At 41.7% G+C, this 14,337-nt stretch carries 11 protein-coding genes; 1 reads left to right on the top strand and 10 read right to left on the bottom strand.

Annotated elements, in window-relative coordinates; translation table 11 throughout:
* The first annotated feature begins 175 nt into the window (after positions 1-175).
* Entirely contained in the window at positions 176-670 is a 495-nt protein-coding gene (locus C0J08_RS10765; protein WP_212656130.1) for a Crp/Fnr family transcriptional regulator, read from the top strand.
* A 68-nt stretch (positions 671-738) separates the two neighbouring features.
* On the opposite strand, the gene C0J08_RS10760 is transcribed toward C0J08_RS10765, so the two are convergent.
* The 10 genes from C0J08_RS10760 to C0J08_RS10715 all read right to left on the bottom strand — a co-directional run bounded on the left by C0J08_RS10760 (position 739) and on the right by C0J08_RS10715 (position 14,237).
* Positions 739-1,095, bottom strand: a complete 357-nt coding sequence (locus C0J08_RS10760) for a RidA family protein (RefSeq protein ID WP_212656129.1) — start codon at positions 1,093-1,095, stop codon at positions 739-741.
* A gap of 107 nt (positions 1,096-1,202) precedes the next feature.
* Positions 1,203-1,811 (bottom strand): cob(I)yrinic acid a,c-diamide adenosyltransferase, encoded by a 609-nt coding sequence (gene cobO / locus C0J08_RS10755; RefSeq protein ID WP_212656128.1) that lies wholly within the window; start codon positions 1,809-1,811, stop codon positions 1,203-1,205.
* 78 nt (positions 1,812-1,889) lie between these two features.
* Positions 1,890-5,624, bottom strand: coding sequence for a methionine synthase (metH, locus tag C0J08_RS10750; RefSeq protein WP_212656127.1), 3,735 nt, complete (start codon positions 5,622-5,624; stop codon positions 1,890-1,892).
* Between the two features lie 159 nt (positions 5,625-5,783).
* Complete coding sequence (locus C0J08_RS10745; protein ID WP_212656126.1) at positions 5,784-7,367, bottom strand: coiled-coil domain-containing protein; 1,584 nt, start codon at positions 7,365-7,367, stop codon at positions 5,784-5,786.
* A 182-nt stretch (positions 7,368-7,549) separates the two neighbouring features.
* A complete protein-coding gene (gene pepN / locus C0J08_RS10740; protein WP_212656125.1) occupies positions 7,550-10,183 on the bottom strand; it encodes an aminopeptidase N in 2,634 nt (877 codons plus the stop codon).
* Positions 10,184-10,191: 8 nt separating this feature from the next.
* Entirely contained in the window at positions 10,192-11,016 is an 825-nt protein-coding gene (locus tag C0J08_RS10735) for a DUF2797 domain-containing protein (protein ID WP_212656124.1), read from the bottom strand.
* Positions 11,016-11,297 (bottom strand): YeaC family protein, encoded by a 282-nt coding sequence (locus tag C0J08_RS10730; protein ID WP_212656123.1) that lies wholly within the window; start codon positions 11,295-11,297, stop codon positions 11,016-11,018. The genes C0J08_RS10735 and C0J08_RS10730 overlap by 1 nt, the downstream gene beginning before the upstream one ends.
* 69 nt (positions 11,298-11,366) lie before the next feature.
* Positions 11,367-12,236 carry a rhomboid family intramembrane serine protease gene (locus C0J08_RS10725; protein ID WP_212656122.1) on the bottom strand — a complete coding sequence of 290 codons (870 nt, stop codon included), beginning with the start codon at positions 12,234-12,236 and terminating at the stop codon, positions 11,367-11,369.
* Between the two features lie 57 nt (positions 12,237-12,293).
* Positions 12,294-13,175: an NAD(+) kinase gene (locus C0J08_RS10720; protein WP_212656121.1), complete on the bottom strand. Its 882-nt coding sequence runs from the start codon at positions 13,173-13,175 to the stop codon at positions 12,294-12,296.
* A gap of 126 nt (positions 13,176-13,301) precedes the next feature.
* Positions 13,302-14,237, bottom strand: coding sequence for a 1-aminocyclopropane-1-carboxylate deaminase/D-cysteine desulfhydrase (locus tag C0J08_RS10715; RefSeq protein ID WP_212656120.1), 936 nt, complete (start codon positions 14,235-14,237; stop codon positions 13,302-13,304).
* Between the last annotated feature and the right edge of the window lie 100 nt (positions 14,238-14,337).

The raw sequence follows: 14,337 nt of genomic DNA, 5'->3' as shown, positions 1-14,337 counted from the left end.
CCAAAAAAAGCCCAACTTCCTTTAACATACAACATCATAAACACATAAATAGAATACAAAACTATACTGTTGTTTTTGTTGGAATAGGCCTAATACTAAGATATGCCATCTAGCTATTCAGAAAATAAAACTTTGGCCGATGACGTTAATACGAAGCAACTTGATGGAGGTTGCCATGAATACCGTCCTAGCAAAAGAATCAACATACGATATATCGCCAGCCCACTTGAAGGAAGGCTCTATTTTTGGTGCTTTATCAGAGGCGTCCATTCTATATTTATTGGAACATGGCGAACTTCATGAAGTGGCCAAGGGCGAAGAAATTTTTTCTTATGGCTGCAAGGGTGAAAGCTTTCACGCTGTATTACATGGCGTATTAGACTTTTACAAACAACACGGCAAAAAGAAAAGAAAAACTAGAACGATACGCTTTGGCGAAGCAATTGGCTTCGTATCTATGATTGCTTTGCATAAAAGAGTCGGTAGCGTGTGTGCTGTTGAGGACAGTCTATTATTGGAGATATCCAGCCACTTATTCAGCGATTTTCATGACCAATACCCATTCGATTTTGGTATTTTATTGATGAATCTTTCACGAGATATGGCAAGAACCATTAGAGTGTTGAGTAATGCCTTAGTAGAAAACGATGATGTAGTTAGTAAAGATTAAATCTACAAATAAGAAAAACAGAATTTGAAAAAGTAGACTGAAACCATCTGCTCCAGTCTACAACGAATTTAAGATTTTAAAGCGGCAACAACCGATATTTCGACCAATAGTTCAGGTCTAGCCAGTCTTGCTTCAACACAAGCTCTAGCAGGAGCATGCCCTTCTGGGATCCAAGAGTCCCAAACGGCGTTCATTGCAGCGAAGTCCTTCATATCGCGAAGGTAAATGGTAGCGGATAATATGTAGGATCTATCTGTACCTGCCTGATCCAATAGCACGTCCACTTTATCTAACATGGTACGAGTTTGTTCAGTAATGTCCGTATTTGCGTCTGCACCAACTTGGCCGCAAAGGTAGACCGTCTCATTGTGCTTAACGATACGACTCATGCGCTGACCAACTTCCATGCGCTCAATAGTAGCCATAAAAACCCCTGTTTTATTGAGAGTTAAAAAACATAAATTTATTATTAGAATGTGCTCTTTAGGATTCCGTTAAAATCGCTAGCGGACCAATATAAAACAACAAGACCTTAAAACTCCAGCCCTTTTTGAGCTTTAATGCCGCGCTTAAAAGCATGTTTAATTTCTTTCACCTCACTAACCGTATCCGCTAGCTCGACCAGACTTTCTGATGCACCGCGCCCTGTGACCACAAGATGCTGATTCTCAGGGCGATTCATTAGCGCATCAACTATCTTATCTTCTTGTAGATATTCGTAATGCAATAGATAGGTCAATTCATCTAGTACAACCAAATCAAAGCTTGGGTCAGCCAGCATTGCCTCCGCTTTTTCCCATGCTTGCTCAGATGAAGCGATATCCGATTCACGATTTTGAGTTTCCCATGTAAAGCCTGCGGGCATAATTTCCCACTGCACATTAGGCTGCCTTTTAAAAAAATCAATCTCTCCTGTGTTCCACTCGCCTTTCAAAAACTGTACGACACCAACTTTCATTCCATGCCCCAAACCGCGAGCAACCATTCCCAAAGCAGAACTAGACTTTCCTTTACCATTGCCTGTCAGCAAGACAAACGTACCTTTATCTTCTTGTGCTTTCGCAATGCGCTTGTCGACATGTGCTTTAATCGCCTGCATGCGCTTTTTATGCTGATCTGGATCTTTAATGTTCTTTGACATATCAACTTCCTTAAATAAAAAAACCTAATTTGCCCTGAATGATTAGGACAAATTAGGTTCTATAATTAATCGAACGATTTAAATTCTATCGTCCTCAGGATCATATCCAAGATTGGGCGCCAGCCATCTCTCCGCATCATCTTTACTCATTCCTTTGCGGTCTGCGTAATCATCCACTTGATCTGGACCAATTTTACCAATACCAAAGTAAGTCGCATCGGGATGAGCAAAGTACCAACCACTTACCGCTGCAGTTGGCAGCATGGCGAAGCTCTCAGTAATCTCCATATCGATTCTTTCTTTCACACCCAGTAATGACCACAATTTAGCTTTTTCTGTATGGTCTGGACAAGCTGGGTAGCCAGGCGCAGGACGAATACCTTGGTACTTCTCTTTAATAAGCTGCTCATTGGTTAATGCTTCATCTTTAGCATAACCCCAAAACTCCTTACGCACTTTTTCGTGGAGGAATTCTGCTGTTGCTTCTGCTAAGCGATCTGCCACCGCCTTAATCATAATAGAATTATAATCATCATGGTCCGCTTCATACTTCGCCACCAACGGATCTATACCAAAACCGGCTGCACACGCAAAGGCTCCAATATAATCCGCTACACCACTTTCTTTTGGCGCAACAAAATCCGCTAAGCTGTGATTGTATTTACCCGGTGCGGTCAGTTCATTCTGGATTCTTAAAAAAGCCAAGCTCTCTATTACATTACTACGTGATTCATCCGCATAAATTTCGATATCATCATGATTCACCTGGTTGGCTGGAAATAAACCAACAACAGCCCGTGCTTGCAAGCTCTTGGATGCAATCACTTCATCCAACATTTTTAAGGCATCTTGGTAAACTCGAGTCGCTTCAACACCGACAATTTCATCCGTTAAAATGCGTGGGTAAGCTCCAGCTAACTCCCAAGTTTGGAAGAATGGCGTCCAATCGATGTAATCTTTTACTTGATTCAGATCGATGTCGTTCTCCGTTAGAACGGTAATGCCAAGCTTCTTGGGTTGAACCACATTCTTATTGAATTCAATCGGCGCTTTATTCTGACGCGCCTTATCAAGCGAGACTCGACGCCCTGCTTTAGCTCTGTCTTTGTATCGAATACGAGTTTTTTCATAGTCTGCTTTAATTTCATCAACAAAACTCTGACGACGCTCTTTATCCTTACTCAGCAAGGCACTTGCCACCCCAACACTTCGTGACGCATTGGTAACATGCACGACCTGATTGCGTTTGTAGTTTTGCTCGATTTTAACCGCTGTGTGGGCTTTTGAGGTGGTTGCACCGCCTATCATAACGGGCAAATCAAATCCTTGACGCTCCATTTCTTTTGCCACATGAACCATCTCATCGAGAGACGGCGTGATCAAGCCAGACAAACCGATCATGTCCGCCCCTTCTTCTTTGGCTGTGCGCAAGATCTTTTCCGCTGGAACCATGACTCCAAGGTCAATCACTTCAAAATTATTACATTGCAAAACAACGCCAACGATATTCTTACCGATATCATGAACGTCACCTTTTACGGTCGCCATGACGATTTTGCCATTACTAGATGACGCTGTGTCCATGTTAAGACGTTTCTCTTCCTCGATGAAAGGCATCAAGTAAGCAACGGCTTTTTTCATTACGCGAGCGGATTTTACCACTTGTGGCAAGAACATTTTGCCAGAACCAAATAGATCACCAACGATGCCCATTCCATCCATTAATGGACCTTCGATCACTTCAAGAGGTCGAGCATAGGCTTGGCGGGCTTCTTCTGTATCTTCATCAATAAACTCGGTAATCCCTTTTACAAGAGCATGACTTAATCGCTCAGCAACAGGTAAACCGCGCCACTCTTGTGTTTCTTTCTCTGCGACTTCACCCGTACCAGCAAATTCACCAGCAATGGCAAGCAAGTTATCGGTGGCATCAGGCGTACGGTTAAGTACGGCATCCTCTACTGCATCACGTAATTTAACAGGAATATCTTCATATAACGCCAACTGACCAGCGTTGACGATACCCATTGTCATACCTTGTTTAATGGCGTGATATAGGAACACCGCGTGAATGGCTTCACGAACAGGGTTGTTACCACGAAACGAGAAGGAAACGTTAGAAACGCCACCGGATACCTTGGCATAAGGCAATTCACGGGTAATATCGCCTGTTGCCTCGATAAAATCCAACGCATAGCGGTTGTGTTCTTCTATACCTGTGGCGATGGCAAAGATATTAGGATCGAAGATAATGTCTTCTGGTGGGAATCCCACCTCGTCGACCAAAATATGATAAGAACGTCGACAAATCTCTATTTTGCGTGCGCGAGTGTCCGCTTGGCCAACTTCATCAAATGCCATCACGATGACAGCAGCACCATACTTCATCAGTTTACGAGCTTGCTCGCGAAATTTGTCTTCGCCCTCTTTCATACTGATAGAGTTAACAACACCCTTACCTTGAATCCATTTGAGACCTGCTTCTAATATTTCCCACTTAGAAGAGTCCAGCATAATTGGCACACGAGAAATATCTGGCTCAGAGGCAATCAGCTTAAGAAAACGCTCCATGGCCGCTTGCGAGTCCAACATGCCCTCATCCATGTTGATGTCGATAATCTGCGCGCCGTTTTCAACTTGCTGGCGGGCCACATCCAAAGCCGTATCGAAATCCCCTTCTTTAATCAGGCGTTTAAACATGGCAGAACCAGTAACATTGGTGCGCTCACCAACGTTCACAAACAGGCTATCACCATCGATATTGAACGGCTCTAGGCCAGATAAGCGACACGCTTTTTCAATCTCTGGAATAACCCTTGGTGTTGAATCTGCAAAGGCTTTTGCGAACGTGGCTATATGTTCTGGTGACGTACCACAACAACCACCAATGATGTTTAAAAAACCAGACTCTACCCAGCCTTGAATCTCTTCCAGCATTTCTTCTGGGGATTCATCATATTCACCAAAGGCATTTGGCAATCCAGCGTTCGGGTGAGCGGAAACATGTGTATCGGCAATGCGCGAAAGCTCTTCGACATACTGACGCAACTCTTTTGGACCAAGGGCACAATTTAAACCAACAGAAAGAGGCTTAGCATGAGAAATAGAATTCCAGAACGCTTCCGTAGTTTGTCCGGATAAGGTTCGTCCTGAGGCATCCGTAATGGTGCCAGAAATCATTATCGGATAACGCACACCCGTTTTTTCGAAATAATCCAAGACAGCATAAATAGCGGCTTTGGCGTTCAATGTATCAAAGATGGTTTCGATCAGGATGATATCCACCCCGCCTTTAATTAATCCGTCCACAGCCGTGGTATAAGCATCTACCAACTCATCAAAGTGAATGTTTCGAAAACCAGGGTCGTTAACATCAGGAGAGATTGTACAAGTACGACTGGTTGGCCCTACTGCACCCGCCACAAACCGTGGTTTATTTGGGTTCTGCTGAGTAAATTCATCTGCGGCTTCTCTAGCCAAACGAGCGGACTCAAAGTTCAGCTCATAGCTCAAGTCTTCCATGTGGTAATCCAGCATGGAGATATAGTTGGCGTTAAACGTATTGGTTTCAATAATGTCCGCGCCAGCATCAAGGTAGCTAGAGTAAATGTCTTTAATTATCTTGGGTTGAGTCAAAGAAAGCAGGTCATTATTGCCTTTTAAATCACTTTCCCAATTCGCAAAGCGTTCGCCACGATAATCTTTTTCTTCTAATTTATAGCCTTGAATCATGGTGCCCATAGCACCATCTAAAATTAATACGTTCTCAGCTAAACACTTCTCAATTATCGAATACGAATCAGACTTGACCACTCTCACCACCTCAAAAAAGAATATGCACAAGTACTATACCGAAAAGTTACGTTTGTCACGTTGAAAAAAAGTAATGCGGAGTTGAATGAACCGAGGAATAAAAAGCCCTAAATCCATTTTAAACTATGAATTTAGGGCTTAAGTGTTTTCTAATTTTATTTAACTATTAATATCTAGATTGTTTTTACCTTTATTGAGTCGACCAACTAAGAACCCACCCAATAAGCCAAGCAAAATAGCGATTCCCCAATAGCCATATTTCTCAAAAAGATTCGTATTAATAAGAGATAAGGCTTGGTTACCACGATACACTTGCCTTTGTATTTTCTGATCTTGGAAATTTATCTGCTGACTTACAAACAAATTCAACTGTGCTTCAGGCTTTTCATTTAACCCCGAAACACGCCAACGCCATTGTAAGAGGCCATCCTGAACCACCGCAGTAGCTACGGCATCGCTAATCATTTGGATGTCGCTGTCTGTAACCAATTCAGCCAAATACGTTTGTCCAGATAAAGATGGCTGTACGGTAGCCGAAACTAAAATTTCGAAGTTATTGTGTAAGGCTATTTCATTAGGAAGCTGCCATTGAATGTTCTCTAAAGCAGTAGCAAATTGAGATTGCAGCGATTCTATTTGAGCAGTGATTGAAATGCCGTTATTTTCATTTAGCTGCAAGGCTTGTTGAGTTTTATCTAGTTGAGCTGACAAATTCTTAATTTCATTTTGTTTGGCCGTTAACTCTGACTCAATAGCACCAATTTTTGCTGTTAACTTCGCATTTTCCTGTTGAGCTTGGGCGAGTTTTATATCTAACGCCTTCCATCTCGCTTCATAGTCCGCACCTTCATCTAAAGCCGCCTCTAACTTCAAAATTTCATTTTGATATTCTTCAATACGCTGCTTTTGATCTGACATCTCATTTTGCAGGGAAGCTAGCTCCATTTGAAGTTGAACATCATTATCCTGGAAATTAGCTGTTTCATTGCTTTCGGAAGAAATGGCTGGCTCAATAGGTTGATCTGGTAGCTCAGAACTCGTGGCTTTATCATCACTTAATGCGCGAATTTTATCCCATAACACTTGATGCTGAGCACGAGCATCCGATAATGCACCACCCAATATGAGATTTTCTTTTTTTAATTCTGCCAAGCGCTTTTGACTGGCTTGATTATCCGCTTCTAAATTAGCGTACTGACGTTTTAATTCAGTATTCTCACCCAGCAATGTCATATAGCTTTGCTTAAAATCATCTTGTGCTGTCGGCATACTCTCTAAATTAGAAACCAGCTGTTTTAAGGCCGTATTCTCATTTTCAAGCTGGTCAATACGGCGTAACAATAGATCATTATTTAGTTTTAACGCTGCGTAACGTGATTCAAGTGATTCGCGGATTTTTTTCTGCTCTTCTAATACAGCCAAAGATTCTGCGCTAGAAGATTTCTGTAACTTAGCAATAAGCGCATCTTTCTCATCTAGAGATTGATTAAGTAAAGCAAGTTGCTTTTTGTTTTCCGTTAATTCTTGTTGCAAAGAATCGATCAGTGAATTTTTTTCTTCTAGCGCTTTCTCAAGCTCAGCCTCTTTTGCATTTGATTGACTAACAGGTGTCGTAAGCGCTCGCTCACTCACACTAGCAGCCGGCTCTATGACAGAGCTGGTTTGTTGACTAGATGAAGTACTGCAGGCAGACACCATCAAGCCAAGGGTAAGAGGAATCAAAACCGTCGTACGTACTTTCATTTTTCGCTCCTTAATAAACTCAAGGTCGACAATAAGTTACCTCTCTTATGCCAGATTTACGTTTAGATTGCAAAGAACCAGTAAAGACACTTTGTAAATAGTAATACTAACAATATAAAAAAAGCCTTTGTAAAGAATTCTACAAAGGCTTTCAATATTACAAAAATAACGAATTAGGCTATTTAGGCAAGACTTTTAGAAATAACTTCATAAACGTCTTTAGAAAGATCCTCTGATAAAATACGCTCAAGCTCAGATTTCATTTTATTACTTAGCTCAGGCTGCATTTTTTTCCAGCGAGTCAAAGGCGTACATAGTCTAGAAGCAATTTGTGGGTTACGTTTATTTAACAAAATAATTTGATCAGCTAAGAAACGGTAACCACTACCATCAGCATTATGGAATCCAGTCACACTTTGGCCAAAGCCACCCAATACAGAACGTACTTTATTGGGGTTCTTCAAATCAAACGCAGGGTGTTCCATTAAACCTTTTACCGTATCTAGAGCTGTTTCCTGCTCTTGGCTAGCGCTAAGCATTAACCACTTGTTGACCACTAAAGGCTCATCCTTCCATTGCTCATAAAACGCGGCTAAAAGTTCTTGCGCTTTAGCATTTTGTGAATGAACTGCTGTTGATAAAGCCGCAAATTGATCCGTCATATTATTAGCGGTTTGGAATTGCATCAGCAATTCTTGCTGAGCAAGCTCACTATCGGTTTCTGCCAAGTAAGAAAGAGCGATATTCTTCAAAGATCGCTGCGCGATATCCTTCGCGGTTGCTTGATACTCATTTTGGTTTTTGTTTGCAAGATAGACTCTTTCAAAGTCCGAGCATAAAGCATTCGCCAGTTGTGCTTTCAGATACTGGCGCGCCTGCTTGATAGCGGCTGGATAAATTGGGTTAGCCAATTCTGATAAGTAAGCCTGACTCGGCAAGGCCAAAATAAGCGCTACCATTGCTGGGTCTAGTGTTTCATCACACAATAATGCCTTGAAGCCCTCAATGAGTTGAGAGTCAATCGACAGCGCTTGACCTTCAATCGCTTGGTTAATCAGCACCGTGAGCTCATTCACCGCTAATTGCTGGGAAGCACTCCAGCGATTAAACCCATCGCTATCAGACGACAGCAATAACAAGAGATCTTTTGTGGAATAGTCATAATGCAATTTAACGGGCGCAGAAAAACCACGTAACAATGAAGGCACAGGCTTGGCCGCTAACCCTTTAAAAACAAATTCTTGTTCGCTTGAAGTAAGGTGAAGTACATGATCCTCGGCTTTTACACCATCAATTTCAGCGGATAACACATTGCCCTGTTGATCAAGCAATCCCACACGAACAGGAATATGCAATGGAAGTTTCGTTGGCTGGCCTGGTGTTGCAGGAGTATCTTGCTGCATGGTTAAACGATAAGTTCCTGTTGACTCATCAAAACTATCAGCCACCTTTACAACGGGTGTACCGGCCTGCGAATACCAACGTTTGAATTGCGAAAGATCGACACCAGAAGCGTCTTCCATTGCCGCAACAAAATCATCACAGGTAACCGCTTGACCATCATGGCGTTCGAAATACAAATCAGAGCCTGCACGAAACTTTTCTGCCCCTAGCAATGTATGAATCATGCGAACAATTTCAGCCCCTTTCTCATACACGGTTAGGGTATAAAAATTAGAAATTTCAATGAAGGAAGCCGGACGTACTGGGTGTGCCATTGGGCCAGCATCTTCAGCAAATTGCGCGGTTTTTAGAAATGAAACATCTTCAACACGCTTTACTGTTTCTGAGTGCATATCCGCTGAGAAAGTTTGATCACGGAAAACTGTAAAGCCTTCTTTTAAACTAAGCTGAAACCAATCACGGCAAGTGACACGGTTTCCAGACCAGTTATGGAAGTATTCGTGGGCAACGATCGCTTCTACTCGTAAGTAAGTATCGTCGGTTGTGGTCTCTGGGCTAGCAAGTAAACAAGAGGAATTGAAAATATTCAGACCTTTGTTTTCCATTGCTCCCATATTGAAATCATCCACAGCAACAATCATAAAGATATCGAGATCGTATTCACGGCCGTAGGTTTCTTCATCCCAACGCATTGAACGCTTAAGCGCTTCCATTGCGTAATCCACTTTATCAATGTTGTGAGACTCAGTGAAAATTTGCAGTTTGATGTCGCGATTACTTTGCGTCGTAAAAACATCATTTTTAACGGCCAAATCCCCTGCTACCAAGGCAAAGAGGTAAGCTGGCTTAGGGAATGGGTCGTGCCAGACAACAACCGTTTTACCTTCGTCTGTTTTGCCGCGCTCTATTTCATTACCGTTAGACAGCATAACTGGGTAGCGAGCTTCGTCAGCAATGATAGTGGTTGTGAACACCGACATGACATCTGGACGATCTAAATAGTAGGTTATATGGCGAAAACCTTCTGCTTCACATTGGGTGCAAAACATGGAAGATGAACGATACAAACCTTCTAAGCGAGTATTATTTTGCGGCTCAATCAAGGTTTCACAAGTCAAAACAAACTCATCGGCTGTTGCCGTGATGATGAGTTTATCTTCACTGATGCGATATTCTTCTGGTGGCAACGGATAATCATCCATTGCGACACCAATCAATTTGACATCTTCCCCACCATCCAATACCAATGGCGCGGTGGATTTTCCAAATGCTGGGTTACGTCGCATATGCAAGCGTGACGTGACAATAGTGGTAGCTTCATCTAAATCAAATGTAAGTTCAGTTTTATCAATAAGAAAAGGAGGAACTGTATAGTCTTTCAAATAAATGGCTGAAGGTTGACTCTCTTTCATGTGCTCTCCTAAAAATTCAATGTCGCTTGATAACCAGTATATTTACGAATGTTTATGACACCCGTATCTAACATCCAATATTGACCTTTAATGCCCATCAGAGTCCCTTCAATAAGAGGTGTTTTCTCAGCATTGAGACTGGTGATTTTGGTTGGGTATTCTAAAACAGGATAGATAAATTCATGAGTTTCATTTTCATCGGATAAGTCAGTTATAGACTGCAAACCGAACTCATGTTGTAAGGAGTCTAGACCTTCATATAGGAGGTCAATTAGGCGCTCTTGTTCATGCTCAAGATCCATTTGAATGGAAGATCCTTTCAGCATATTCCGCCAATTGGTCTTATCTGCAACTTGGCTTTTAAATAGCGTTTCGACAAGACCAGACATTCTGCGGTTTTGCACCCTAAATAAGGCCCTAGCTTGTGTTGCGCCCTGATCAACCCAACGAGTAGGAAGCTGATCCCCTCTTGTAATGCCCACTTTGAGAGCTGAAGAATTAGCCAAATAGACATAATGACTTTGCATGCAATATTGCTCTGCCCACTCTGGCTCTCGACATGTCCCTAAATGAAAATGGCATTTTTCAGGGCTCATAATACAGGTGTCACAAGCGGCAAGCTTACGAAAACAATTATAGCAAAAACCCTGACTAAAAGACTTTTTCGTCACTTTATGGCAGTTGACACAATGAATCACACCATCAATATGCAAAGAGACTTTTTTACCTAGTAATTCATTAACCAGTACCTGATCATTGCCTAGCTTCAGATGGTAATTGACATGACCATCCTGAACATCGGTAGACATTTTTTTAAGGTTACCTTGTAACATTAAACCTGCCCCTCAGGCCCATCACCAACCCATTTGATCGTATCTTGCTCTTTAGCGGGGTCTTTTTTACCGACGTTTTTATGACCCGTTGTATCAATAAAGCCAACGCGATCTTTTTCTTCTTTATTTGAGTAGTCATAAGTGATGACCGCTTGCAAACACAATTCTGTTTGTTCTGGCGTTAACCTGACACCATTTGGCCATTTACCAAGCTCTACTGCTTGCTTAAGTTTGACATAAACTTCAGGCGACATATTGTCGATCATTTCTTTAAAATTCATTTTTCATCTCTCTGCTTTTATGCAGGCTCTAGTTGAAATCAATAATGTAAAATACCAGACAAAATAGAACTAGCTACGGCGATGTTTTGTTGCCAACCAGTAAATAAAACCCAGTACCAAGCCAGACATTAAACCGATTGTATGCGCAGTATTAGCAATACTCCCTAATCCAAGCATTTCGGGAAAAGGTGTGTAACCAATCGCTAGCCAAATGATAAAAAAGATCATTAGCTGCTTACTAATAATTGTAGGCCAATAATTACTTAAAATAGGCAAAAGCCAAGCAAATCCAATTAGCCCGTATACCACACCAGACAAGCCACCAAACAAAGGGTAGCCACTTATTTGATATTGAAAAATATTGCTTAATACCGCGATGATGACCACGCCGACACACCACAAGAGAGAACCTAAAAGTCGCTCTAATTTAGCGCCAATTTCCCAGACCCATAAGGTATTAAAAACAATATGCAAAACACTGAAATGTAACAAGGCAGGCGTAAAGAAGCGCCAATATTCACCTTTAGAAAAAACTTCAGTTAAATCATAAAAATATATATGACCATTTCTTATATCGAATGGGCTAATAGAAAAGTAGCCAACGATTTTAATCTCAGACCCTAGCTGAGTAATGAATGCCACAAGCAAAGTTAACAGCAGCAGCGTTGCAGTAACGGGTGCTTGTTTAAGTTTAGAAGCCCATTGCTCTTTATAAGTACTATCAGTTTCAACAGAGTTATGAGTTTGCTGTAGCAGAGTTGGGTCATCTTTCCATATGGTCATAAGCTGTTCGACAGCGGCCAATTGGCTTAGATCCAATATCCACAATTCATAATGGTCATCTTTGAAAACAATCTGATGAGCCACTTTATGGTGCCACAAGGCCTCACTTAACCCTTTAGGGTCTTCTGTTTCTTTAAACTGATAAACAAAATTCATGGAACCCCTAAAGAGGATATTTATAAAATGATAAAAATTTAACCATAACTTGACAGTTTAAGGGCGATAGCTGGATTGCCAACCTAGCTTATCTCGACATACATTATAAAAATCATGGTTTTTAGGGTGTATTAATCGAATACCACCTGATTTTTTAGTAATGAAAATTTCGTCGCCCGGTGCTGCGGTAATATTTAATTGACCATCACAGCTGACACTCGGATAAGTTAGGTTCGACTCGCAAACCACAATCCGAATACGAGCATTGGCGTCAATCACAATAGGTCGATTACTTAACGTATGAGGGTGCATAGGAACAAGTACCAAAGCGTCTAGTTTAGGCAGCATAATAGGACCGCCAGCAGACAAAGCGTAAGCGGTTGAACCAGTCGGCGTAGCAACGATTAGACCATCCGATTTTTGATTCATCACAAACTGATCATCTATGAATAAATCAAAGCGAATCATACGAGCCGACTTGCCAGGGTGAAGAACCAAATCATTCAGAGCAATCCCCTCACCACTTGGGCGGTTTTGTCGTTTGATTTTTGCTTCAATCATGAAACGCTTCTCTTCATGGTATTCACCACGAAAAATAGGGTCTAATTCTTCTTGAAGATTATGTGGTGAGATATCGGTTAGAAAACCTAGGGTGCCTCGGTTGATACCTAAAACCGGAATGTCATAATTACAAATTGCTCTAGCGGCACCAAGGAAACTACCATCTCCACCAACCACCATGACCATATCACAATGATCTCCTAGTTCCTTTAGGGGAGATGAGTCAACTTTCACACCAGGCATCATGGTAGCAAGTTGATCCTCAAGTACAGGCGCAATATTTTTTTCTTGGAGGTATTCCATCAGCTTCTTAACCGTATCAAGAATCTGAGTTTTATCTAATCGAGCAATAATACCAACACGTCTAAAAAGACTCATGTGTCATTCTCTTCCCGTCTATCAATGTAAACCAATCAACCCAACAAAGTATTTATAACGGTTTTTATTTTCTGTGGGTTTTACATAAGTTGCGCCACTTTAACATGAAGACGCCAACTATCGCCATCACGTGAATGGATTAGTAGCTTTTGAATACCCTCGCCAACCCTGCAAACCACCCGTATGAATAAATAATGTACGATGATAAGGCCATGAACCCTCTTCCATTGCTTTTAAAACGGCAAACATACTTTTACAAGTATAAACAGGGTCAAGTGGTCGCTCAGAATTCAGAATGGCAAACTCTCTCATAAAGGAAATTAGCTCTGAGCTTTGCTTTGCAAAACCTCCCTCGTGGCAATCCGAGTGAAAATAGAGCGCTTTATCAAGCTCTTCTTTTGACACAGACGCTTCCACAGCTAATTCATAGGCAAAATCCAAAATTAATTTTCGTTGAGCAGGCTCACCTTTTAACGCACTGAACACATGCAGATCAGGCACCTTAATATTAGATAATAAACCCGCAGCGGTTGTGCCTGTTCCGGATGAGACCACCCAAGCATCATAGTCACCACCTAAGGCATGAATATCATTCGCCCAATCCCGACAGCCCATTGCACCAAGTTCACCACCGCCACCTTCAGGAATCCAATAGACATTGTCATGGCACTGATTAATCTGTCTCACGATATTAGAATCCATTCCAAGTCGATAATCCGCTCGCAAAGATGGCCAGAGTTCCACACCGTCTTTTGCTAAATCGGTTAGGGTTGGCGTCAATTGAGGCTGCAATTCACCACGAACAACAGCAATAGCGTGAAAAGGTAAGGTTTTTAGCGTGGCCCCAAAAGCATGAAGGTGATTTGAAAAAGGCCCGCCAAAAGTGGCAATAGTTGAAGCTTGTTGCTTTCGGGCCTGTTTTAGGTGGTATTGTAATTTATGCCACTTATTTCCTGGAGCGCTGGGGTGCTCAAGATCGCCGCGATACATGTTCAGTATATAGTGCTCATTAGGATGTTTCTGGCAGGCTGGTGGCAAAACGATTGGTTCAATGGTGGACACAAATATCCCCAGTTAAAGATGATACATAGTAATGACATAGTAACATGACTTTTTAGAGGGAGATCATAGGTTTTTTTCAAGCTATAAAAATCGCTCTTTA

This window comes from Marinomonas sp. CT5 (assembly GCF_018336975.1).
Taxonomy (GTDB): domain Bacteria; phylum Pseudomonadota; class Gammaproteobacteria; order Pseudomonadales; family Marinomonadaceae; genus Marinomonas.
The sequence above is the reverse complement of the archived record's forward strand: the minus strand, read 5'-3'. Positions and strand labels throughout refer to the sequence as shown.